22 protein-coding genes and 1 other RNA gene are annotated in these 21790 nt (G+C 60.7%); 14 read left to right on the top strand and 9 right to left on the bottom strand.

Going from position 1 to position 21790, the window contains the following annotated elements; translation table 11 throughout:
- Positions 1-83 precede the first annotated feature (83 nt).
- Positions 84-1697, bottom strand: a complete 1614-nt coding sequence (locus M2367_RS07715; protein ID WP_259236332.1) for an anthranilate synthase component 1 — start codon at positions 1695-1697, stop codon at positions 84-86.
- A 433-nt stretch (positions 1698-2130) separates the two neighbouring features.
- Here M2367_RS07715 and M2367_RS07710 point away from each other — a divergent pair, with 433 nt between their 5' ends.
- The 8 genes from M2367_RS07710 to M2367_RS07675 all read left to right on the top strand — a co-directional run bounded on the left by M2367_RS07710 (position 2131) and on the right by M2367_RS07675 (position 7868).
- Positions 2131-3018, top strand: coding sequence for an RNase RNM (locus M2367_RS07710; protein ID WP_042040299.1), 888 nt, complete (start codon positions 2131-2133; stop codon positions 3016-3018).
- Positions 3019-3100: 82 nt separating this feature from the next.
- Positions 3101-3721 (top strand): L-threonylcarbamoyladenylate synthase, encoded by a 621-nt coding sequence (locus tag M2367_RS07705; protein ID WP_042040300.1) that lies wholly within the window; start codon positions 3101-3103, stop codon positions 3719-3721.
- Between the two features lie 31 nt (positions 3722-3752).
- Entirely contained in the window at positions 3753-4577 is an 825-nt protein-coding gene (locus M2367_RS07700; RefSeq protein WP_259236331.1) for a ScpA family protein, read from the top strand.
- Positions 4567-4800, top strand: coding sequence for a hypothetical protein (locus M2367_RS07695; protein WP_259236330.1), 234 nt, complete (start codon positions 4567-4569; stop codon positions 4798-4800). Before M2367_RS07700 ends, M2367_RS07695 begins: the two co-directional genes overlap by 11 nt.
- Positions 4784-5356, top strand: coding sequence for an SMC-Scp complex subunit ScpB (scpB, locus tag M2367_RS07690; protein ID WP_042040304.1), 573 nt, complete (start codon positions 4784-4786; stop codon positions 5354-5356). The genes M2367_RS07695 and scpB overlap by 17 nt, the downstream gene beginning before the upstream one ends.
- 142 nt (positions 5357-5498) lie before the next feature.
- Entirely contained in the window at positions 5499-6422 is a 924-nt protein-coding gene (gene rluB, locus M2367_RS07685) for a 23S rRNA pseudouridine(2605) synthase RluB (RefSeq protein WP_042040305.1), read from the top strand.
- A 179-nt stretch (positions 6423-6601) separates the two neighbouring features.
- Entirely contained in the window at positions 6602-7471 is an 870-nt protein-coding gene (tesB, locus tag M2367_RS07680; RefSeq protein ID WP_224432529.1) for an acyl-CoA thioesterase II, read from the top strand.
- Positions 7472-7499: 28 nt separating this feature from the next.
- Positions 7500-7868, top strand: coding sequence for a VOC family protein (locus tag M2367_RS07675; protein WP_259236329.1), 369 nt, complete (start codon positions 7500-7502; stop codon positions 7866-7868).
- 69 nt (positions 7869-7937) lie between these two features.
- Here the strand turns inward: M2367_RS07675 and M2367_RS07670 are convergent, their stop codons facing one another.
- The 3 genes from M2367_RS07670 to M2367_RS07660 form a co-directional block, all read right to left on the bottom strand.
- The gene (locus M2367_RS07670) at positions 7938-9107 is read right to left on the bottom strand and encodes a dicarboxylate/amino acid:cation symporter (protein WP_259236328.1); all 1170 of its coding nucleotides are present in this window, start codon (positions 9105-9107) and stop codon (positions 7938-7940) included.
- A 280-nt stretch (positions 9108-9387) separates the two neighbouring features.
- Positions 9388-9942 carry a bifunctional 2-polyprenyl-6-hydroxyphenol methylase/3-demethylubiquinol 3-O-methyltransferase UbiG gene (locus M2367_RS07665; protein WP_259236327.1) on the bottom strand — a complete coding sequence of 185 codons (555 nt, stop codon included), beginning with the start codon at positions 9940-9942 and terminating at the stop codon, positions 9388-9390.
- A gap of 118 nt (positions 9943-10060) precedes the next feature.
- A complete protein-coding gene (locus M2367_RS07660; protein ID WP_259236326.1) occupies positions 10061-10699 on the bottom strand; it encodes a TetR family transcriptional regulator in 639 nt (212 codons plus the stop codon).
- A 160-nt stretch (positions 10700-10859) separates the two neighbouring features.
- Between M2367_RS07660 and M2367_RS07655 the strand changes: the two genes are divergently transcribed.
- Together M2367_RS07655 and M2367_RS07650 are read left to right on the top strand one after the other, a co-directional pair.
- Complete coding sequence (locus M2367_RS07655; RefSeq protein ID WP_259236325.1) at positions 10860-12032, top strand: efflux RND transporter periplasmic adaptor subunit; 1173 nt, start codon at positions 10860-10862, stop codon at positions 12030-12032.
- Between the two features lie 17 nt (positions 12033-12049).
- Positions 12050-15196, top strand: coding sequence for an efflux RND transporter permease subunit (locus M2367_RS07650; protein WP_259236324.1), 3147 nt, complete (start codon positions 12050-12052; stop codon positions 15194-15196).
- Between the two features lie 170 nt (positions 15197-15366).
- On the opposite strand, the gene ssrA is transcribed toward M2367_RS07650, so the two are convergent.
- Positions 15367-15726: a transfer-messenger RNA gene (gene ssrA / locus M2367_RS07645) on the bottom strand.
- Between the two features lie 222 nt (positions 15727-15948).
- On the bottom strand, positions 15949-16437 hold the full coding sequence (smpB, locus tag M2367_RS07640) for an SsrA-binding protein SmpB (protein ID WP_042043909.1): 489 nt from the start codon (positions 16435-16437) through the stop codon (positions 15949-15951).
- A 249-nt stretch (positions 16438-16686) separates the two neighbouring features.
- On the opposite strand from smpB, the gene M2367_RS07635 reads away from it, so the two are divergent.
- Positions 16687-17121 carry an SRPBCC family protein gene (locus M2367_RS07635; RefSeq protein ID WP_042043911.1) on the top strand — a complete coding sequence of 145 codons (435 nt, stop codon included), beginning with the start codon at positions 16687-16689 and terminating at the stop codon, positions 17119-17121.
- A gap of 98 nt (positions 17122-17219) precedes the next feature.
- On the top strand, positions 17220-17579 hold the full coding sequence (locus M2367_RS07630) for an RnfH family protein (protein WP_224432536.1): 360 nt from the start codon (positions 17220-17222) through the stop codon (positions 17577-17579).
- Between the two features lie 98 nt (positions 17580-17677).
- Here the strand turns inward: M2367_RS07630 and M2367_RS07625 are convergent, their stop codons facing one another.
- Together M2367_RS07625 and M2367_RS07620 are read right to left on the bottom strand one after the other, a co-directional pair.
- Positions 17678-18313: an NAD(P)H-binding protein gene (locus tag M2367_RS07625; RefSeq protein ID WP_259236573.1), complete on the bottom strand. Its 636-nt coding sequence runs from the start codon at positions 18311-18313 to the stop codon at positions 17678-17680.
- 138 nt (positions 18314-18451) lie between these two features.
- Positions 18452-18790, bottom strand: coding sequence for an outer membrane protein assembly factor BamE (locus tag M2367_RS07620; protein ID WP_042043914.1), 339 nt, complete (start codon positions 18788-18790; stop codon positions 18452-18454).
- Between the two features lie 532 nt (positions 18791-19322).
- On the opposite strand from M2367_RS07620, the gene udp reads away from it, so the two are divergent.
- Positions 19323-20078, top strand: coding sequence for a uridine phosphorylase (gene udp, locus M2367_RS07615; RefSeq protein ID WP_042043915.1), 756 nt, complete (start codon positions 19323-19325; stop codon positions 20076-20078).
- Between the two features lie 234 nt (positions 20079-20312).
- On the opposite strand, the gene M2367_RS07610 is transcribed toward udp, so the two are convergent.
- Positions 20313-21050, bottom strand: a complete 738-nt coding sequence (locus M2367_RS07610; protein ID WP_224432537.1) for an RluA family pseudouridine synthase — start codon at positions 21048-21050, stop codon at positions 20313-20315.
- A 212-nt stretch (positions 21051-21262) separates the two neighbouring features.
- On the opposite strand from M2367_RS07610, the gene M2367_RS07605 reads away from it, so the two are divergent.
- Positions 21263-21733, top strand: a complete 471-nt coding sequence (locus tag M2367_RS07605; RefSeq protein ID WP_224432538.1) for a hypothetical protein — start codon at positions 21263-21265, stop codon at positions 21731-21733.
- Positions 21734-21790 lie beyond the last annotated feature (57 nt).

Below are 21790 nucleotides of genomic sequence, written 5' to 3'. Positions count from 1 at the left end.
GTGGAACTGATCGGCCAAGGTGATGTAGATAAACGAATCGAAGTTATCGAGCAGGAAGATGTTAGTGGCTGTTGATCCGGTACTCATTGGCTCACGTCCTTATGTTGCTCCTGCTGGGCGCTCAGGGCTTGCAGTGAGGTGCCATGGCTGGCGGCGATGGCGGCCAGCACGGCGGCAGCCTTGACGCGGGTCTCGTCCGCCTCCATCTGGGGCTTGGAGTCATAGACCACACCGGCACCGGCCTGGACATGGGCGATGCCATTCTTGACGAAGGCAGAGCGGATCACGATGCAGGTATCCATCTCCCCTGCGCCGTTGAGGTAGCCGACGGCGCCGCCGTAGCTGCCGCGTCTGCGCCCTTCCACCTCACGGATCAGCTCACTGGCCCGCAGCTTGGGGGCGCCGGTCAGGGTGCCCATGTTCATGCAGGCCTGATAGGCGTGCAGGGCATCCAGATCGGATCTCAGGGTGCCGACCACCCGGGAGACCAGGTGCATCACATGGCTGTAGCGATCCACCTTGAGCAAGTCCTTCACGTAGCGGGTGCCGGGCTCGGAGATGCGGGCGATGTCGTTGCGGCCCAAGTCGACCAGCATCAGGTGCTCGGCGACCTCCTTCTCGTCCTGGCGCAGTTCTAGCTCGATGCGGCCATCGAGATCCAGATTGATGCTGCCATCGGGGTTGAGGCCACGGCGGCGGGTACCGGCGATGGGGTACATCTCCACCTCGCGGCTCTTGGCGCAGAACTTGACCGCGCTCTCCGGCGAGGCGCCAAACAGGGTGAAGCCCTCATCCTGCACATAGAACATGTAGGGGCTGGGGTTGGTCTGCTTGAGGCGGCGATAGGCGGCGAGCGGGTCGGGGCAGGGCAGGGAGAAACTGCGCGACGGCACCACCTGGAAGATGTCGCCCCGACGGATGAAGCCCTTGAGCCGCTCGACTTCGGCGCAGAACTGCTTGTCGTTCTTGTCCACGCTCATGCCCGTCGTCAGCACGGGGGCGGTCCGCGTGACGGCGAGGTCCTGCTGGCAGGCCAGCTTGAGGGCCGCCAAGCGGTCGGTCAGCCGGGCACAACGCTCGTCCAGATCCCCTTCGCCACCAAACAGGCAGGCGCTGAGCTGAGTGCTCTGCTTGATGTGATCGATGGTGATCAGGGTCTCGGCCACATAGAAGCAGTAGTCGGGGCAGTCGTTGCTGCCCTCCGGCACCTGGGGCAAATCTTCGAAGGAGGCAATCAGGTCATAGGCAAAAGTGCCCGCCAGGAAGAGCGCCTCTTTGCCGAGTTGGCAGTGCAGCTCGCGCTGCAGGGTGCGCAACACGTCCAGCACGCCATAGCCCTTGAGGCGGCTATCTTCATCCAGCTCCCGATCCGAGGCGGGAAAATCCAGCACCAGTTCGCCATCGGCATCAGCCTGGCTGATGAAGGTCGGCAGGTGAGCGCGCAACAAGGCTTGCAGCGCAGGGCCGTTGTCATTGAGGGTGCGCACTCGCACTCTGCGGCCCCGGCACTCGATGCGCAGGCAGGCATCGACCAGCAGCAGGCTCTGGGTGCCCGCCTTGGAGTCTATCTCCACCGATTCGAGCAGCAGGGTGTTGGGGCTCTCCTGACAGAGCCGGGTGAACAGGGCCAACGGGTCGGCCACATAAGGGGCGTTGAGCTTGAGGGCGTCAAATTCGCCCAGGGATAAACGAGTCATAAGGCCTTCCCTTGCGATGGTACTTGGCGTGTGCCTATGGATTGAAAACAGCGAGTCATGACGTTCTATTCCTTGAAATTGAGTGGGTTTTGTCCGCTTCAGTCGGGTTGCCATCGCCATGTCTGTTTAATCGGTTTCATCACGCGTCCATTTACCGGATAATAAAAAAGCCCGCTGGGGTCAGCGGGCTTTTTCTTTGTGTTCTTTATTTGCTGTCAGATTACAGGTACAGCAACGACCACACGCCCGCATGTCAGGGAATGTGCCACCACCAGTTTGCGTTCAGGGTGATTGTCGTTTGCATGATAGAGTCCTGTGACTGTCATTCGAGTGGATGCCCTTGGCATCGAAGTGCCTACAGAAAACGATAAAGCGGCGACCAAGTCAAGTCGCTTTTGCCAATTCGCCCTGAACCATGTGAGCGAGATAGCCAATGCGATTCGATCTGCACTGCCATACCACAGCCTCCGACGGTGTGCTGGCGCCCAGGGACCTGGTGCGCCGCGCCGCCGAGAAGGGCGTAGAGGTGTTGGCGGTCACTGACCACGATACCCTCGCCGGACTTGACGAAGTGCGCGCCACCATCGCCGCCGAGCAGCTGCCGCTGCGGCTGGTGAGCGGGGTCGAGATCTCCACCGCCTGGGAGCATAACGAGATCCATATAGTGGCGTTGGGGGTGGATGAAAAAAATCCACTGTTGATGGATTTTCTTGCGGCCCAGCTCGCCCGGCGTGAGGCCAGAGCCCAGGAGATTGGTCGGCGCCTGGAGAAGTGCCAGATCCCCGGCACCTATGAAGAGGCAAAGCAGCTGGCCGGCGACGCCGCCGTCACTCGCGCGCATTTTGCCCGGGTGTTGGTGGCCCGCGGCATTGCCGACAACATGCAGAAGGTGTTCAAGAAATACCTGAGCCGGGGCAACAAGGGTTATGCCCCGGCCGATTGGCCCGAGATGGCGGCGGCGATCGCCGTGATCCACAGTGCCGGTGGCCTGGCGGTGCTGGCCCATCCCAGCCGTTATGATCTTACCGCCAAGTGGATCAAGCGGCTGCTGGTGGTGTTCAAGGCCGCAGGGGGGGATGCCATGGAGGTCTCCCTGCCCCAGCAGAGCCCGGGGGAGCGCGCCAACCTGGGCCAGTGGGCCAAGGATCACGATCTCTATGTGTCGGTCGGCTCTGATTTTCACTTCCCGTCCAACTGGACCGAGCTGGGCCGCCATCTCTGGCTGCCCAAGGAGGGCACGCCGCTCTGGCTCGCCTATCCGGGCCATTTCGGACTCAGCAGCGATGAGCACCAGCGCTTGTTGGCGAGCCGTGCGACCTGAGTGGCGCCAGCCGATAGGCAGCGTGCTAAAGTGGCTATTGTATTGAAGGCAGGATGAGCCTGCCCTATTCCGGGAGGAATATATGACTCAGCATTTCTATGTACATCCAGACAATCCCCAGGCCCGTCTCATCAGCCAGGCGGTGCAGATCATTCAAAATGGTGGCGTCATCGCTTATCCCACCGACTCGGGCTATGCCCTCGGCTGTCACATGGGCGACAAGGGCGCTCTCGAGCGCATCTGCCGCATTCGCCGCATCGATCCCACTCATGATTTCACCCTGGTGTGCCGGGATCTCTCCGAGATAGCCACCTATGCCAAGGTGGACAACAGCGCGTTTCGTCTGCTCAAGAGCAATACCCCGGGTGCCTATACCTTCATCTTCAAGGCGACCAAGGAAGTGCCGCGCCGCCTGATGAACGAGAAGAAGAAGACCATCGGTATCCGGGTGCCCGCCAACAACATTGCCCTGGCACTGCTCGAGGCCCTCGGTGAGCCGCTGCTCTCCACCAGCCTGATCCTGGCGGGATCCGAGATGGCGGAGTTTGACCCGGAAGAGATCGCCGACAAGCTCGGCAAGCAGCTGGACCTGGTGCTCAATGGCGGTTACCTCGGCGAGCAGCCGACCACTGTGGTCGACTTCTCCGACGAAGACCCCGTGGTGCGCCGCCGTGGCGCCGGAGATCCCACTCCGTTTGAATGAGGCCAGCGCACCATCCCATGAGAGGGAGAAGATGACGCCGATGGTGGCCACACCCATCGCGACCGTACTGGGGCAGCCCTATCATGAGCTGCCCCAGGATCTCTTCATCCCCCCGGATGCGCTGGAGGTGTTTCTCGAAACCTTCGAGGGGCCGCTGGATCTGCTGCTCTACCTGATCCGTCGCCAGCAACTCGATATTCTCAACCTGCCGATCCTGCAGATCACCACCCAGTACATGCGCTATGTGGAGCTGATGCAGGGGCTCAATCTGGAGCTGGCAGCCGAATATCTGCTGATGGCGGCCTGGCTTGCGGAGATAAAATCCCGGCTGCTGTTGCCCAAGGCGCCCGAGCTGGAAGACGAAGACGAGGGGGAGGATCCCAGGGTCACCCTCATTCGCCGCCTGCAAGAGTATGAGCGCTTCAAGCATGGTGCCGAGCGGCTCGATGGCTTGCCCAGGGTGGAGCGGGAGATTTTTATTGCCGCCGCATTGCCACCGGATTTTGGCGCCCTCAAGCCGCTGTCACCCGATGTCTCCCTGGTCGAGCTCGCACTCTACATGCAAAGTGTGGTAAAACGCGCGACGCATTTTGAGCATCACCAGATCCGCCGCGAGCAGATCCCGACCCGGGTACGCATGGCCGAAATTCTCGCCTTGCTCTCCCTGGGACAGACGCTGCAGCTGGCCGATGTGCTGCGCGTCGAAGAGGGGCGCATGGGAGTGCTGGTCAGTTTTCTGGCCCTGCTTGAGCTGTGCAAGGAGCAGCTTATCTGGATCTTGCAGGCCGAGCCGCTGGGCCCTATCCATTTCGCCCTGGCGAGCCAGATAGAAGAGGCGAGCGGACATGAGCAATGAGTCAATGTGGCTGGCCCTGCCCGCCGCGATGGCGGCAGGGGCGGCCATGGCCCTCCCGTCGGAAGGGGATCCGGGGGCCATCGTCATCATTCACGCGCGAGAGTTCATTAATTCGCCAGCCGACTTGTGGTATGCTGCGCCCCGCGATTTTTGCGCTGCGGCCATCTTTGGCGAGCGCGGTCTGGCAAGCCTGGAGGAGAGTGGTCATGGCCCTGCCTGCTGAACGGCTCAAGACCCTGCTCGAGGCGGCGCTGTTCGTGGCGGGTCGGCCCTTGACGGTGAGCGAACTCAAGGGCAGCGTGCTGGCGGATTATCCGGTGACCAGCCGTTACGTGCAGCTGCTGCTGGCCGAGCTCAAGCAGGATTACAGCGAGCGGGGGGTGGAGCTCAAGGAGGTCGCCTCCGGTTGGCGCTTTCAGGCGCGCCAGGAGTATGCCGAAGAGCTCTCCCGGCTGTGGAGCGAGCGGGCGCCGCGTTACTCGCGGGCCGTGCTGGAGACGTTGACGCTGATTGCCTATCGTCAGCCGATAACCCGGGCCGAGATCGAAGCCATCCGTGGGGTGGCGGTCTCTAGCCAGATAGTGAATACCCTGAAAGAGCGTGGCTGGGTGCGCAGCATAGGCCACAAAGAGGTGGTGGGTCGGCCCGAGCTGCTCGCCACCACCCGAGAATTTCTCGATTATTTTAATCTGCAGAGCCTGGAACAGCTCCCCGAGCTGGATCCTGAACTGCAACAACCCTTGTCCGCCATGCTGGGCGAGGAGAGCGCTCCCCATTGAGCAAGCCGGTCGAATGAGCGGTGCGATCTGGTGAGTGCGGTATCTTAATCATTGAAGCGGTGGCGGATCCCCGTCTGGGATCCACCACAGTCATTACCCTTGCCCGGCATGCCGGACAGGGAACAACAATCAGGTAACCCCGATGAGTGAAAAACTGCAAAAAGTGTTGGCCCGCGCGGGTCACGGCTCCCGTCGTGAGATGGAGGCCCTGATCACCGCAGGTCGGGTCAGTGTGGATGGCAAGGCTGCCACACTGGGAGATCGCGTCGAAGTGAACGCCGTGATCCGGGTGGATGGTCATCAGATCAAGACCCGTGCTGCCGAAGAGCAGATCTGCCGTGTGCTGGCGTATCACAAGCCAGAAGGCGAAATGTGTACCCGCCACGATCCGGAAGGTCGTCCGACCGTGTTCGATCGTCTGCCCAAGATGGATGGTGCCCGCTGGATAGCGGTCGGACGTCTGGACGTCAACACCTCGGGTCTGCTGCTGTTCACCACCGACGGTGAACTGGCCAACCGCCTGATGCACCCGAGCCACCAGGTGGAGCGTGAATACGCGGTGCGGGTGTTTGGCGAGATCACCGAGGCCATGCTGCAGCGTCTGCGCAAGGGCGTGCAGCTCGAAGATGGTCTGGCCAAGTTCAACAAGATCAAGGCAGCCGGTGGCGAAGGCTTGAACCAGTGGTTCAACGTCACCCTGACCGAGGGTCGCAACCGTGAAGTGCGCCGCCTGTGGGAATCCCAGGAAGTGCAGGTGAGCCGCCTGATGCGGGTGCGTTACGGCGACGTTACCCTGGATCGCGGCATCCCCCGTGGTGGCTGGAAAGAGCTCAAACTGCAGGAAGTGAACTACCTGCGCGGTTTGGTCCACATGAACTACGAGACCGAATCCAAGGTCGATCTGCAGCAAGAGGGCAAGAGCACCCGTCACAAGCAGGCCGCCCAGATCCGCCGCGCCGTCAAACGCCACAAAGAGATGCAAGGCCAGGAGCCCCGTGCCCGCACTGCGAGTGCCCGTCGCAAGCCGACCTCCTCGACCCGCAACTCGGGTACCGGCAGCAAGTAAGCCGCCAGTCATGCTGACTGACGCGAAAACAGGGCCCGCACTCCTCAGTGCGGGCCCTGTTCTTTATGGGGGCGCCACAGGGCCCGGGGCTGTGCGCCTCAACCCTGTCCGCGGGAAAGGGAGGTTGCCTCGGCCCTGGCTCCTTGTTAGCCTTTGGCTATCGGATACAGGAGAAACTAATGAGCAAGGTACTGGATGAGCTGCTGGCACTGCTGGCGCTGGAGAAGATCGAAGAGGGCCTGTTTCGGGGCCAGAGCCAGGATCTCGGCCTGAGAGCCGTGTTCGGCGGGCAGGTCATGGGGCAGGCGTTGTCAGCCGCCAAGCAGACGGTGGCCGCCGATCGTCAGGTACACAGCTTCCACTCCTATTTTCTGCGCCCAGGGGATGCCAATAGACCCATCGTCTACGACGTGGAGAACATCCGCGACGGTCAGACCGTCTCCACCCGCCGGGTCAAGGCCATTCAGGGCGGCAAGCCCATCTTCTACCTCAACGCCTCCTTTCAAGTCGAGGCCGAGGGCTTCGAGCATCAGATCAGCATGCCGGAGGGGATCACGCCTCCTGAGTTGCTCAAGAGCGAGCTGGAGCTGGTGCGTCCCTATGAGCATCAGATCCCGCCCGCTCTGCGTGACAAGATCCTGTGCGAGAAGCCCCTCGAAATTCGCCCGGTGACCCTGGTCGATCCGATCCGGCCGGATGTCCACGAGCCGCTGCGCCACGTCTGGTTCAAGGCCAATGGCCAGATGCCGGATGATCCCAGGGTGCACAAGTACCTGCTGGCCTACGCCTCGGATTTCCATTTCCTGTTTGCCGCCCTGCAACCTCACGGCGTCTCTTACTGGGAACCAGACATACAGGTGGCCACCATCGATCACTCCATGTGGTTCCATCGGGACTTCCGCCTCGATGACTGGCTGCTCTATGTGGTGGACAGCCCGAGCGCCAGCGCCGGCCGTGGTCTGGTGCGCGGCCAGTTCTTTACCCGGGACGGGGTGCTGGTGGCGAGCACCGCCCAGGAAGGAGTGATCCGCCGCCGGGGGAGCAAGTGATGATGGGGACTATGGACGGAAACAAGCCATGACAATGCCCGCGATAGTCCCTGTGCTACGCAGCTTCGATGAGGCCAAGATGCGTAGCTTCTACCTCGATTTCCTCGGTTTCAGCCTGGATTGGCAACACAGGTTCGCCCCTGAGCTGCCGCTCTATGTGCAGCTCTCCCGAGGATACTGGGTCTTGCACCTATCAGAGCATCATGGAGATGCCTGCCCGGGGGCGACGCTGCGCCTGAGCACTCAGCGGCTCGATGAGCTGCATGGCGACTTGTTGGCGAAAGCATACGGCAATGCCAGACCTGGCATCGAAACCATGCCCTGGGGCAGCAGGGAGATGACCATCTGGGATCCTTTCGGCAACAGATTCATCTTTAACGAGCCTCTGAGTGAGTAAAGGCCCCTCGGGGGCTGAGCCATAAAAAAACGGGAGCCAATGGCTCCCGTTTTTTTATGACCGTCAGAGTCAGGCTGCTTCAGACCGTGAGGTGCTATCACGCTGAGCGAAGCGATCGGCCCAGAGGGCGATGACGCCGTCACCGGTCACGTTGCAGGCGGTGCCGAAGCTGTCCTGGGCCAGGTAGAGGGCGATCATCAGGGCGATGGAGGCCTCACCGAAGCCGAGCATGGAGGTGAGCAGGCCCAGGGCGGACATGACGCCGCCACCCGGGGCGCCGGGCGCCGCTATCATGATGACCCCAAGCATCATGATGAAGGGCAACATGGTGCCGTAGCCCGGGATGGCCAGGTGTTCGGAGAGGTACATGACGGCGGTGGCACAGGTCACCAGGGTAATGGTGGAGCCGCACAGATGGATGGTGGCGCACAGGGGCACGGTAAAGTTGGCAATCCCCTCGCTCACCCCGTTCTGACGGCTGGCGCGCAGGGCCACCGGGATGGTGGCGGCGCTGGACATGGTGCCCAGGGCCGTGAAGTAGGCGGGCAGCATGTTCTTGAGCAGCATGAGCGGCGAACGGCCAAGGGCCAGCCCGGTGCCGACGAACAGCACACAGAGCCAGATCCAGTGCATCATGATCGCCATCACCAGCACCACCCCGAAGGTCTTGAGGGTAGTGAAGACGGTGCCCTCCACCGTCATCTCCACGAAGACACCGGCGATATAGATGGGCAGCAAGGGAATGATCACCCGGGCCAGCAGGCGGTCGATGATATCGCGGCCCTGATCGGCGATACGACGCAAGTCAGTGGCCTCATTGGCGCTGATGCCGATCCCGAAGATGAAGGCGGCGGCCAGGGCCGACATGACCCCGAACAGCGGTGGTATCTCCATGTTGATATAGGAGACCAGCTTGCTGGCCGGATCCGCGCTGGCGGTGGCGGCCTCGGTCAGGGTCGGGATCAGCCGACTGGCCAGGGTGAAGGCGAAGGTGCCGGCCAAAATGGTGGAGCCATAAGCCAGGGCCACCGTCTTGCCGAGCAGCTTGCCCGAGTTCTTTGGCAAGCTGGCGATGCCGCTGGTGATAAAGAACAAGATGATGAGCGGAATGGTGAAGCCAATCAGCTGGCCGACCACCGTCTTGGCGGTGAACAGCAGACGGGCGACCCAGTCGGGGGCATAGAGGCCGAGCAGCAGACCGGCGAGGATGCCGGCGAGGAGTTTGAGCACGAGTTTCATGGGCAGATCCGGTATGAGTGTCTGACTTGTTATTGTCTTCTGAATTTAGTGCGGCTTTTTAACACATATACACTCTTATGTCTGTCTATGCCTTGTTATGGTGGTGTTAAGTATTGTGAAGGATGCATCTATCCGATAGATGCGCCTGCGAGCCAGGTGCCGGATGGCCTGGGTTGGCCCGCCCATGAAGACAAGGTAATACCAGGCCGGGGGCGCCACTCATTCGGGCCAGAGGAGTCGTCGGTAGCGGACTCTGACCGAGCCCATCCATCGATCAGAGTCAGCCCTTGCGCAGCAACAGATGGCGCCAGATTCGGGTCTCGGGCTCCGGGGGCAGGGGAGCCTGCCACTGCCGGATCAGATGCAGCGAGTGGGAGCTCAGCAGTGCCAGCTCATCGGCATCCATCCTGGCCTCTGCCTCGGGGCGGTCACTCTCCGCTGGCAGGATCAGCCGCTCACCGAGAGGGAGGTTGCAGTAGAGGATGCCCCCGCTCTTGAGCAAGGCGGCCAGTCTGGTCAGCATCAATGCCCGCTGGCAGGCTGGCAGATGAGGGAGCAGATCACAGGCCCAGATGCCATCGAAGGGCACCACTGTGTGCAGCGTACTGATGTCGCCGACTCGCACCGGTAACTCCGCATGACGCGAAGCGCGCCTGGCCAGGGTGATATCGACCTCGATGGCACTCACCACATAGCCGCTTTGCTGGAAATGGCGGGCATCCTGCCCCTCGCCACAACCCGCATCGAGCAGATGCGCGCCGGGGGCCAGCTCATGGCAGAAGCTGTGATGGAGGGGGGCACGGGGGAGGAGATCGAGAGGGAGAGCAGCTGGCATCGGGGGCTCGGGGCAATAGAGAGAGAAGTCCATGGTATCAAGGGGAGGGGGCCGAGGGCCAGATCCGCCCTGCGGTACCTCTCTTCAGGGTGTGGATTGCCGGAGCATCCTCTGGCGCTCAGTCACACCGGGCGGGCAGGTGGCGGAGTTGCAGGAAGAGGCTGTCGAGCAGGTAGTCGGCTTCCCGGGCCAGATCGATGCGCTCTGGGAAGTGCAGCCAGTTGAGGATATAGCCATCCAGGGTGCAGTGCAGCAGGGTGGCCGCCCGGGTCAGATCCAGCGTGGCGGGCAGCTGACCGTGCTTCACCCCATTGGCGAGAGATCGTTCTATGTCCTGGGCGAAACGGCGTGACTCCTTGTTGATGTGCTCGCGCAGGGTGAAGGCTTCCCCTTCTATTTCTATGGTCTCCAGGCTGTACATGATGGTGAACATCTGGCGGTGACCCGGATCGCGGGTGATCTTGAGCAGCGCGTTGTGCAGGAAGAATCGCAGCCGGCCGAGGGGATCCGGTTCATCGGGATTGAGGCTGGCATCGAGCTGATGGGAGAGGGGCTGGCACAGCTCCTGCCACAGAGAGATAAACAGCTCTTCCTTGTTTTTGAAGTGCCAGTAGATGGCGCCCCGCGTGAGATCCGCCGCCTTGGCGATATCGGTCAGACTGGTCTTGGCCAGGCCCCGATGGCAAAACAGATCCAGCGCCGTGTTCATGATGTGGCAACGGGTCTGCTGAGCTTCTTCTTTTGTGCGTCTGGCCATCGTGGTTCGCTTAGTCCAAAAAGGGTGGTGATAATAACAAAAACCAATATACATACATTCGTGAATGTATGTATATTGCCCCATCTCAACCGATTTTACCAATGGGGGCCTAATGCCCCCTGAATGGTTGTTCGTAAGCAGACAGAGGATCAGGTGCTCCATGCATAAAAATAAAATTGCCCGTTCGGTCGGGCTGGCCTTGTTGGCAGCCGGATGGCTGGCGGGCTGTGGTGATAAAGAGGCCGATCAGGCCCAGGCCCCGATGCCGCCCACTGCCGTCGAAGTGACCACGCTACACACTGGCCCCTTGCAGCTCACCACAGAGCTGACCGGCCGTACCGCCGCCCTGCGCATCGCCGAAGTACGTCCCCAGGTGAGCGGTATCGTGCTCAAGCGTCTCTTTACCGAAGGTTCTGACGTCAAGGCTGGCCAGCTGCTCTATCAGATTGACCCCGCCGTCTATCAGGCCAATGTGGCCTCGGCCGCGGCCAATCTGGCCAAGGCCCAGGCCAACGAGCGCAGCGCCCGTCTCAAGGCCCAGCGCTATGGCGAGCTGGTCAAGGTCAAGGCCATCAGCCGCCAGGAATTTGATGATGCCGATGCCGCCTGGAAGCAGCAACTTGCCGAGATAGGCGCCGCCAGGGCCGCGCTCCAAAGCGCCGAGATCAACCTCGACTACACCCGCATCACGGCCCCCATCAGCGGTCGTATCGGCCGCTCCGCCGTGACCGAAGGCGCCCTGGTCACCGCCCAGCAAGCCGCGGCCCTGACCACTATCCAGCAGCTCGATCCCATGTACGTGGACGTGAGCCAGTCCACCGCCGATCTGCTGCGTCTCAAGCGTCAGGTCGAGGCGGGCAAGCTGACCTCGGGTCAGGCCGATAATACCAAGGTAAGTTTCCTGCTTGAAGATGGCAGCGCCTACGGTGAATCCGGCGAGTTGCAGTTCTCCGATGTCAGCGTGGACGAGACCACCGGCATGGTGACTCTGAGGGTGATAGTGCCGAACCCGCAGCAGCTGCTGCTGCCCGGCATGTTCATGCGCGCCACCTTGAAAGAGGGTGAGCGCAGCCAGGGCCTGCTGGTGCCCCAGACCGCCGTGACTCGCACCCCCAATGGTGGTGCCACTGTCATGGTGGTCACCCCCGACAACAAGGTCGAGCTGCGAGATATTCACATCAGTCGCATCGTTGGCAGCAATTGGGTGGTGGAGTCCGGTCTCAAGGCCGGTGAGCGGGTCATCGTCGCCGGTCTGCAGAAGGTCAGGCCAGGTGCCGAGGTGGCGCCCAGTGAGCAGTCCGTGCAGGCGCAAGTCGCCCCGGCTAACAAGTAGGATGGAGTAGTCGCCTCATGGCACGATTTTTTATAGATAGACCCATATTCGCCTGGGTGATCGCCTTGGTGATCATGCTGGCGGGGGGCCTGGCCATCTTGACCTTGCCGGTCTCCCAGTACCCCACCATAGCGCCGCCGGCCGTGGGGATCTCGGCCAGCTACCCGGGCGCTTCCGCCAAGACGGTGGAAGATTCGGTGACTCAGATCATCGAGCAGAACATGACGGGGCTGGATCACCTGCTCTACATGTCTTCCCAGAGTGATTCGGCGGGCAACGTGTCGGTCACCCTGACCTTCAAGCCGGGCACGGATCCCGACATCGCCCAGGTGCAGGTGCAAAACAAGCTGCAACAGGCCATGTCACTGCTGCCCCAAGAGGTGCAACAGCAAGGCATCCGGGTGCAGAAGACCTCCAGCAGCTTCCTGATGGTGGCGGGCTTCATCTCCAGCGATGGCAAGATGAGCAACGATGATCTCTCCGATTATGTGGTGAGCAACATCAAGGAGCCCCTGAGCCGGCTGGACGGGGTGGGGGACATTACCCTGTTCGGCAGTCAGTACTCGATGCGCGTCTGGCTGGATCCGCATCGCCTCAATCGGGTGCAACTGACCCCGGCCGACATTCAGGCAGCCATCCAGAGCCAGAACGCCCAGGTGGCCTTCGGTAAACTGGGGGGCACCCCCTCGGTGAACGATCAGCAATTTACCGCCACCATCATGGGCCAGACCCGGCTCTCGACCGTGGAGGAGTTCAACGACATCTTGCTGCGGGTCAATCAGGATGGCTCCAAGGTGCGGCTCAAGGACGTGGCCCGGGTCGAGCTGGGCGGCGAGAACTATGACGCCGAGGCGCTCTACAACGGCCAACCCACCTCGGCCATCGCCATCAAGCTGGCCACCGGTGCCAACGCCCTGGATACCGCCGAGCATGTGAAGGCCAAGATAGACGAGCTCTCCCAGTACTTCCCGGCGAACATGAAGGTGGTCTATCCCTATGACACCACCCCCTTCGTGCAGATCTCCATCGAGGAGGTGGTGCAGACCCTGATTGAGGCCATCATCCTGGTGTTCTGCGTCATGTACCTCTTCTTGCAGAACTTCCGGGCCACCCTGATCCCGACCATCGCCGTGCCCGTGGTACTGCTGGGGACCTTCGGGGTCATGGCGGCGTTCGGCTTCTCCATCAACACCCTCACCATGTTCGGCATGGTGCTGGCCATCGGCTTGCTGGTCGATGACGCCATCGTGGTGGTGGAGAACGTGGAGCGCCTGATGAGCGAAGAGGGGCTATCCCCCCTGGAGGCAACCCGCAAGTCCATGGATCAGATCACCGGCGCCCTGGTAGGGATTGCCCTGGTGCTCTCCGCCGTGTTCGTGCCCATGGCCTTCTTTGGCGGCTCAACCGGCGCCATCTATCGCCAGTTCTCCCTGACCATCGTCTCGGCCATGGTGCTCTCAGTGCTGGTGGCCCTGATCCTGACCCCGGCCCTGTGCGCGACCTTGCTCAAGCCGATGAAGCATGGCGAACATGCCAGCCATCGCGGCCTGTTCGGCTGGTTCAACCGGGTGTTTGACGCCGGTGCCGATCGCTATCAGCGCGGTGTGGGCAAGGTCATCAAGCAAGGGGCGCGCTACAGCATCATCTATCTGGGGATGCTGGTGGTGCTGGCCGTGCTCTTCCTGCGCCTGCCGACCTCCTTCCTGCCCGAAGAGGATCAGGGGGTCATCATGTCCATGGTGCAGCTGCCGGTCGGGGCGACCAAGCAGCGCACCGAGACAGTGCTTGCCGAGATGCGTGACTACTTCCTCGAGACTGAGAAGGAGAATGTGGACTCCGTGCTGACGGTGGCGGGTTTCAGCTTCGCCGGTAGCGGCCAGAACAGCGGCATGGCGTTCATCAAGCTCAAAGACTGGAAAGAGCGTGACACCCCCGAGCGCAGCGCCAATGCCATCATAGGCCGCGCCATGGGCTATCTGTTCAGCATCAAGGAGGCTCAGGTCTTCGCCTTCAACTTGCCTCCCATCCCCGAGCTCGGCACGGCCACCGGCTTCGACTTCTTCCTGCAAGACCGTGCGGGTCTGGGTCACGAGAAGTTGATGGCGGCGCGCAACCAGCTGCTCGGCATGGCGGCGCAGGATCCCAATCTGGTGCGGGTGCGCCCGAACGGGATGGAAGATACCCCCCAGCTCGACATCAAGATTGATTACGAGAAGGCCCTGGCTCAGGGGCTGACCGTGAGCGACATCAACAGCACGCTGTCGGCGGCCTGGGGCTCCTCCTATGTCAATGACTTCATGGATCGCAACCGGGTCAAGAAGGTCTACCTGCAGGCGGATGCGCCCTTCCGGATGAACCCGGAAGATCTCAAGCTGTGGTATGTGCGCAACAGCGAAGGGAAGATGGTGCCTTTCTCGGCCTTTGCCACCACCCAGTGGAGTTATGGTTCGCCTCGTCTGGAGCGTTACAACGGCGTCTCCGCCATGGAGATCGTCGGTGAGGCGGCCCCCGGCAAGAGTACGGGGGATGCCATGGCAGCCATCGAGCAGATGGTGAAACAACTGCCCGAGGGAATAGGTCTGGAGTGGACCGGACTCTCCTTCCAGGAGCGTCAGGCCGGCTCCCAGGCGCCAGCGCTTTATGCCATCTCGCTGCTGGTGGTCTTCCTCTGTCTGGCAGCCCTGTACGAGAGCTGGAGCATCCCCTTCTCGGTCATGCTAGTGGTGCCGCTCGGGGTATTGGGCGCCATTCTGGCGGCGACCATGCGCGGGCTGGAGAACGATGTCTACTTCCAGGTCGGCCTGCTCACCACCATAGGGCTGTCGGCCAAGAACGCCATCCTCATCGTCGAGTTCGCCAAGGAGCTCTATGACAAGGGGATGGGCTTGAGCGAGGCGGTGCTGGAGGCGGCGCGCCTGCGTCTGCGCCCAATCCTGATGACCTCGCTGGCCTTCATCCTGGGGGTCTTGCCGCTGGCCATCAGCACCGGGGCGGGGGCCAGCAGCCGCAACGCCATCGGCACCGGCGTCATGGGCGGCATGATCAGTGCCACTGTGCTTGCCATCTTCTTCGTGCCGCTCTTCTTCGTGCTGGTGATGCGTTACTTCACCAAGCAGAAAGATGCAGAGGCAGATGAGCAGGTCAAAGCGAGCAAGCAGGCATAAGCCCATGGGACTCAGCAAGTGGCCATCACCTTGAGTGAGGGCATGACAGACAGAAGAGGGAGGCCTGTGCCTCCCTCTTTCTATTGGCGCCATGCCAACTTGCTGCCTTACCCCAGGCGTTGAGCATAGAAAAAGGGCCACTTCTTTCGAAGTGGCCCTTTCCAAACGTTTGGTGGAGCTGGGGGGATTTGAACCCCCGTCCAAAATTACTACATCCTCGGTACTACATGCTTAGTCACTCTTTACATTCGCCAACACGCTGCGGAGAGACACGCCACGTACTGACTAGCTCGATTGGTTTTAATGCTTCCGCCCCGAGCAGGACTTCCACACGATCCTGTGAAGGATGACCTTCCGATTCCCTAGGACACAGGCAAGCTAGGGTAGAAGGGCTCAGCGCAGGTTATTAAGCTGCGAGTGCGTAGTTTTCGTCGTTTGCGACTATTTTTTTGCGGTTTATTAACGAGGCCTACCGCACCTCGGCATGCACCTTGGGTTTCGTGAATCTTGTCGAATCCAGAATCAGCCCCAAGTTGTCCATTGGGATTGTACGCAAAAAACCAGCCATGGCAAGGCGTTGGCGGACAATGAACTGAATTGACGTTGTGTTTGCTGATTTAATGGTCGTTATGACTCATCAGGGCTGGGGGGAGTTGAACCCCCGTCCAAAAAAGTGAGCCATACAAAGCAACACGCCGGACCCATGGGCCCGGCGTGACGGTGAGCTTGATTCTTGGCTTATTGCCTTGAGATCAGCCCAAGCGCTTGTTTTTCATGATGCGCGACTTCTCGCGATCCCACTCACGAGCCTTGGTGTCTTCGCGCTTGTCGTGCTCTTTCTTGCCTTTTACCAGGCCGATTTCCACCTTGACCCAGCACTCTTTCCAGTAGAGTGCCAAGGGCACTATGGTGTAACCCTGGCGAGCGGTCAGGCTCTCGAGCCGATCGATCTCGCGGCGGCTGAGCAGCAGCTTGCGGGTGCGAGTCGGATCGCATACCACATGGCTGGAGGCGGCATTGAGCGGCAGGAAGCTTGCGCCAAACAAGAAGGCCTCTCCCTGCAAGAAGATGACATAGGCTTCGCTGATGTTGGCCTTGCCTGCCCGCAGGGATTTGACTTCCCACCCTTGCAGCGCCAGACCGGCTTCTACTTTTTCTTCGATGAAGTATTCGTGGCGCGCGGCTCTATTGAGGGCAATAGTGCTGGACCCGGCTTTGTTTTTACTGTTGTTTTTGCTCATGACGGGCGCCTTCGGCGATGACTTGGAAGCCGCATTATACGTGGGTGGCGGCGGCTGTAAAACGCGCAACCGCTCGAATGATGACTTTATGAGCAGTTCCGGGGTGATTTTGGCTGGCAAGGTGATTTAGAGGGGGGTGAGGGTGGCGCTAAAATGCACAATTGCTCGAGTGACGGTTTTATGAGCAGTTTCGGCGGTGATTTTCGGCGATATGGTGATAAAATCCCGGGGATTGGATGAGGAAACCCCATGCCCCGTATTACCCGTAGTGCCCTGGTGATGTTCAGTGCCGAGCAGATGTTCCGGCTGGTCAATGATGTGGATGCGTATCCCGAATTTCTGCCGGGCTGTGTCGGCAGCCGCGTGCATGAGAGTGGCGAGGACTTTATGACCGCCTCCGTGGATGTGGCCAAGGCGGGTATTGCCAAGACCTTCACCACCCGCAACCAACTCGATGCCAATCGCCAGATCAAGATGGAGCTGGTCGATGGCCCTTTTCGCAAGCTGGCTGGCTGGTGGACCTTCACCCCCCTGGACGTGGATGCCTGCAAGGTGGAGTTCGATCTCGATTTTGAATTTACCTCCAAGCTGATTGAGCTGGCATTCGGACAGATCTTCCGCGATCTGGTGGGCTCCATGGTGCTGGCGTTCTCCCAGCGCGCCAAGGTGGTGTACGGTGTCTGAGCCGCTGAATGTGACGCTGCGCTACCTCCTGTCGGGCCATGGGGCTTGGGCTCACACCGGGCTGCCGGTGCTCTCTCACCGCGACAGGGAGCCTCAAGATGCCTGATGCGCTCAATATTGAAGTGGTCTACGCCCTGCCGGACAGACAGACGGTGCTGGCGTTGCGGGTAGGGGCCGGTACAAGCGTGCAGGCCGCCATCGAGCAGTCGGGTATCCTGGCCAAGCACCCGGAGATAGACCTGGCGGTCAACAAGCTGGGCATCTATAGCCGCTTGGCCAAGGGCTCGGATCTGCTGCAGGACGGCGATCGCATCGAGATCTACCGACCGCTCACCGCCGATCCCAAAGAGATGCGCAAGAAGCGGGCCGAAAAGGCCAAAGAGGAGGGGCGAGCCGATGTGGTGACGGGGGGCCGTCCCGATGTGCACCGCAAGCAGGACGATGGTGAATCAAGCTGATCTGGGTGAATCAACCTGCATGTTAAAGGCGCCTCGGGGCCTTTTTTGACGGCCATTTTACCGCGAACAGGCGGGATGGATGCACATCCGCGCGGGATTCATATTACCTGCAACCGCTCGTTTTCCACCGTCTCACCCCCCGCCTCCTGGCTGGCGAGGGTTATCATGGCGTGGGCTACCTGACTTGCCTCGATGGCGCGCCAGCGTCTGAAGCGTCCTCGCAGCAGCGGCTTGACCAGCGGGTAGAGGCTTTGGATGATTTGTTCGGACTTGCGGGGCGGCTGGCGATCGCCGAGCAGCATGGCGGGGCGGACGATGGCGAGCCGCTGCCACTCCTGTGCCAGCAAGGCCTGTTCCATCTCGCCCTTGGTGCGAGGATAGAGGGCAGGAGAGCGGGGATTGGCCCCCAGGCTCGAGACGACGATCAGCCGCTGGCAACCATGGCGGCGGGCGAGGGCGGCGAAGGCCAGCACATAGTCATGGTCGACCCGGCGAAACGCCGCATCGGAGCCAGCCTCCTTGCGGGTGGTGCCGAGACAGCAGAAGGCACTGTCCATGGGGGTAGGTAGCACAACCTCGTTCAGTCCCTCGAAGTCTACCGGCAGCCAGTGCCGACCGGGCAGGGCCTCTCCCGCCTTGCGGCACAGCAGGGTCAGTGAATGGCTGGGGTCGAGTTGGCGCAGCAGTTCCCGTCCAATCAAACCGGTCGCGCCCGCTATCAGGATGTGACTCAGGATGACCTCCTCAGGGTACTGAACGTGAGCCCTTGCCAATCACTGCGCGGGTCGGCGGCTCCTGTCATCGGGAGAGGGCTCATGTTTTTCCTTCCTGGCAGATAAAACAAAACCGGCCTTGGCCGGTTTTGGTGGATATCAGAGCGGGGTGGTGAAGGCCGCAGGTAACGGGAAGTCACCGCTCGCCGTGGCCAGCCGGTCGCCGACAAACTTGACGGTCAGCTCCTTGCGCTCCTTGTCACCTCGGCCCGGTTGGAACTCATACAGGTAATACCAGGTGTCGGGATCGAAGCTGTCGCGCATCATGGGGGAGCCCAGCACGAACTCGACCTGCTCGCGGCTCATGCCTTGGCGCAGTTTGTCGACCTGCTTTTGTTCTACATAGTTGCCCTGAGGAATATCGATGCGATAAACCAGGCTGCAACCAGAGAGAGTGAGAGCGGTCAGTGCCGCGGCAATCAGGTGTTTCATCCGCATAACGAGTTCAGATCATCCATTCAAGTCTTTTTAAGCTCGGCAAATCATACCCACTCCCTTGGCGGAAGTAAAAAGCCATTGATCCATCAGCCAATAAAAAGGGTCGGCAGGCGCCCCTTTCTGCCAACTGATGTGTTGCATGGGGGCGACAGAGGGCGAGGCCACTCTGCGTGGCGCGCCTGTCGTGGGTTGGCACTGCCGCAGATCTCTTTCAAGGGGGCTAATTTCTACCTCGCGTTCTGGACCTGGATGCAGGGTGGCAGACAGGGGCGTGACAGGGATTGACAACGCCATGTTTCCAGATCGCAATGGAAAACGTTTTTCAAGTAATTCATTAAGTTAGCAAACGTTTTGCGCCAAAAATGTCACTGTCAATGCAAGGAAGTGTGAGTTGCTTCAAGGAATTGGAAAGCGCTTTCGACCATAGTTGGCGCCTCCCCAGTGAGGGGAGTGAAGGATGTGAAAGTCCCATTAAAGAATCATCTTAACGTGCGCCCTGACCATGTCGGCCGGGAGCAACCAGGAGTCCGCTATGTCTGATGTTTTCCACTTAGGGTTGAAGAAGGCCGATCTGCAAGGTGCCACCCTGGCGATTGTTCCTGGCGATCCCGAGCGCGTGAAGCGTATCGCTGAGCTGCTGGATAATCCTGTGTTCCTGGCAAGTCACCGTGAATTCACCACCTGGCGTGGCGAGATGGGCGGTACTGCCGTGATCATCTGCTCTACCGGTATCGGCGGCCCGTCCACCTCCATCGCGGTGGAAGAGCTGGCCCAGCTGGGTATCACTACCTTCCTGCGCATCGGCACCACAGGCGCCATACAGCCGCACCTGAACGTGGGCGACGTGATAGTGACTACAGGTTCCGTGCGCCTTGACGGTGCCAGCCTGCACTTTGCACCCATGGAGTTCCCGGCCGTGGCCGACTTCGACTGCACCACTGCACTGGTCAACACCGCCAAAGAGATGGGTTCCAAGCTGCACGTGGGGGTGACCGCCTCTTCCGACACCTTCTACCCGGGTCAGGAGCGTTACGACACCGTATCCGGCCGCGTAGTGAGTCGTTTCCAGGGTTCCATGAAAGAGTGGCAAGCCATGGGCGTGCTGAACTATGAGATGGAATCTGCAACGCTGCTGACCATGTGCGCCAGCCAGGGGCTGCGTGCCGGCATGGTTGCTGGCGTCATCGTCAACCGCACTCAGCAAGAGATCCCGAGTGCTGCCACCATGGCAAAAACCGAATCTGATGCCATCAAGATCGTGCTGGGCGCTGCCCGCAAGCTGATCTGATAGCACCTCTTGTTATCAAGAGGACCGAGTGGGGGTGGGGGCCGTTGCGAAAGCACGGCCCCTATCTTTTTATGGGAATTGATAGCCGAGTGCCTTGATGGAATATCGCGGCTTTGGCGAGAACAGGTTTAGAAAGGGCAGTCGCAGACCGCATTGATTCCGCTCACCGCTGAGAGGGTGCTTGAAGCTGGATAGATCGGTCGGTCGCTATATCGCACCAACCGCCATGCTCAACTAGAAAGGGCAGTCGCAGACCGCGTTTATGCGCTCATTGGTGAGGGGGTGATTGAAGCTGAGGCGATGGGCATGGAGCATCAGGCGCCCGGCAAGGGCATGTGCGGTGCCGCCGTAGAGATCGCAGCCCAGCATGGGATAACCCAGTTGCTGACTGTGAATGCGCAGCTGATGGGTGCGACCCGACTCCGGGTGCAAGGCAACCCGACTGATGGGGATCATGGCCCGCTCGCCATGGGGCCAATACTCTCGGGCCAGCACCCGATAGCGGGAGCGGGCCGGTTTCCCTTCCTGGGCGCAGATCTTCATCAAGGGAAACTGGGCCGGATCCTTGGCAATGGGAAAGTCCATCACCCCTTCATCCTCGACCAGATGACCCTGGAGCAGCGCCAGATAACCCTTCTCGACGGTGCGTTCACTGAACTGGCGGCAGAGTGCGGCATTGACGACCTTGTTGAGTGCAACCAGCATGAGCCCCGATGTCCCAAAATCGAGGCGATGAACCAGGGTGCAGCCGGGAAAATCCTGCACCAGTCGATAGTGAACCGAGTCGAGGTTTTGCGCATTCTTGCCGGAGAGACTGAGCAAGCCGGAGGGCTTGTCGATCAGCAGCAACGCCTGGTCCCGATAGAGGATGCGGATCTCTCCCTGACAGGGCGGGGCGATGAAGTTGTCGATGATGGCGGGGTTGGGCATAGGCTGGCGGGGCGGCTTGGTTCGAAAGGGATGGGCGGGCATGATACACCCAGGTGTCCGGCTTGGCACGGCTTGTGGTCGGGAGCCTGATAACAGGGATGCGTCTGATCCTGACCCAGAGGGGGGCTGCGACGAATGCTGGCATGGATTCTGTGACTGGAGCGCGGGATCCTGCGACCCTGAGTTGCTAAGGTAGGAAAGGAGTGGGCCCGGGTTGAGCCTATGGGGCTGAGATTGGATTGAGGAGGGCAGTGATGGACAAGGTGCCAATGATATTACTGCTCTGCCTGCCGCTCGCCGGTTGCAGCAGCCCGTTTGAGCGATTGTGGGCCGGGGTGGCCGAGTGTCACCTCGATAGCCTCTATCTCGATGCCAATAGCCTCAAGCCGGGTAATGCCGAACTCGCTCATTTTACGCCCTACAAGGTGGCCAATGGCTTTGCCTGGTATCGCACGCGGGAGACCCTGGGGGAGGTGCCCATCAGCGGCTTTCTGATCCCGACCTCGACCTTTGAGGTGCATGCCCTCTTCATCGATGCGCCCATCGCCAATGCCCGCCATCTCATGGTGGCGCGCTATGGCAATGATTTTTCTGACGAGGCCAGACACAATGCTGGCGAGGCGCCTCTCTTGCTGCGCGACCCCAATAATCCCAAGCAATCCATTCTCGATTGCACGCGGGATGAGAGTGGGGAAACGACGCCAGATGAGCCTTTGACTGAGTAGGACCAGGATGAGCGGCACCCTTTAGCCAGGGAGGCCACACCGCAGGGAGGTGTCGCG

The sequence above is a fragment of the Aeromonas sp. BIGb0445 genome (assembly GCF_024809075.1).
GTDB lineage: Bacteria > Pseudomonadota > Gammaproteobacteria > Enterobacterales > Aeromonadaceae > Aeromonas > Aeromonas rivuli.
This window is presented reverse-complemented; position numbering and strand designations above follow the sequence as displayed.

Coding starts and splice junctions, on each gene's coding strand:
- M2367_RS07610 (WP_224432537.1), bottom strand. CDS start 21,050: ATGCCCGCCCATCCCTTTCGAACCAAGCCGCCCCGCCAGCCTATGCCC.
- M2367_RS07655 (WP_259236325.1), top strand. CDS start 10,860: ATGCATAAAAATAAAATTGCCCGTTCGGTCGGGCTGGCCTTGTTGGCA.
- M2367_RS07715 (WP_259236332.1), bottom strand. CDS start 1,697: ATGACTCGTTTATCCCTGGGCGAATTTGACGCCCTCAAGCTCAACGCC.
- udp (WP_042043915.1), top strand. CDS start 19,323: ATGTCTGATGTTTTCCACTTAGGGTTGAAGAAGGCCGATCTGCAAGGT.
- M2367_RS07670 (WP_259236328.1), bottom strand. CDS start 9,107: ATGAAACTCGTGCTCAAACTCCTCGCCGGCATCCTCGCCGGTCTGCTG.
- M2367_RS07700 (WP_259236331.1), top strand. CDS start 3,753: ATGACGCCGATGGTGGCCACACCCATCGCGACCGTACTGGGGCAGCCC.
- rluB (WP_042040305.1), top strand. CDS start 5,499: ATGAGTGAAAAACTGCAAAAAGTGTTGGCCCGCGCGGGTCACGGCTCC.
- M2367_RS07695 (WP_259236330.1), top strand. CDS start 4,567: ATGAGCAATGAGTCAATGTGGCTGGCCCTGCCCGCCGCGATGGCGGCA.
- M2367_RS07705 (WP_042040300.1), top strand. CDS start 3,101: ATGACTCAGCATTTCTATGTACATCCAGACAATCCCCAGGCCCGTCTC.
- M2367_RS07605 (WP_224432538.1), top strand. CDS start 21,263: ATGGACAAGGTGCCAATGATATTACTGCTCTGCCTGCCGCTCGCCGGT.
- M2367_RS07660 (WP_259236326.1), bottom strand. CDS start 10,699: ATGGCCAGACGCACAAAAGAAGAAGCTCAGCAGACCCGTTGCCACATC.
- M2367_RS07650 (WP_259236324.1), top strand. CDS start 12,050: ATGGCACGATTTTTTATAGATAGACCCATATTCGCCTGGGTGATCGCC.
- smpB (WP_042043909.1), bottom strand. CDS start 16,437: ATGAGCAAAAACAACAGTAAAAACAAAGCCGGGTCCAGCACTATTGCC.
- scpB (WP_042040304.1), top strand. CDS start 4,784: ATGGCCCTGCCTGCTGAACGGCTCAAGACCCTGCTCGAGGCGGCGCTG.
- M2367_RS07665 (WP_259236327.1), bottom strand. CDS start 9,942: ATGCCAGCTGCTCTCCCTCTCGATCTCCTCCCCCGTGCCCCCCTCCAT.
- M2367_RS07710 (WP_042040299.1), top strand. CDS start 2,131: ATGCGATTCGATCTGCACTGCCATACCACAGCCTCCGACGGTGTGCTG.
- M2367_RS07675 (WP_259236329.1), top strand. CDS start 7,500: ATGACAATGCCCGCGATAGTCCCTGTGCTACGCAGCTTCGATGAGGCC.
- M2367_RS07620 (WP_042043914.1), bottom strand. CDS start 18,790: ATGCGGATGAAACACCTGATTGCCGCGGCACTGACCGCTCTCACTCTC.
- M2367_RS07635 (WP_042043911.1), top strand. CDS start 16,687: ATGCCCCGTATTACCCGTAGTGCCCTGGTGATGTTCAGTGCCGAGCAG.
- M2367_RS07630 (WP_224432536.1), top strand. CDS start 17,220: ATGCCTGATGCGCTCAATATTGAAGTGGTCTACGCCCTGCCGGACAGA.
- tesB (WP_224432529.1), top strand. CDS start 6,602: ATGAGCAAGGTACTGGATGAGCTGCTGGCACTGCTGGCGCTGGAGAAG.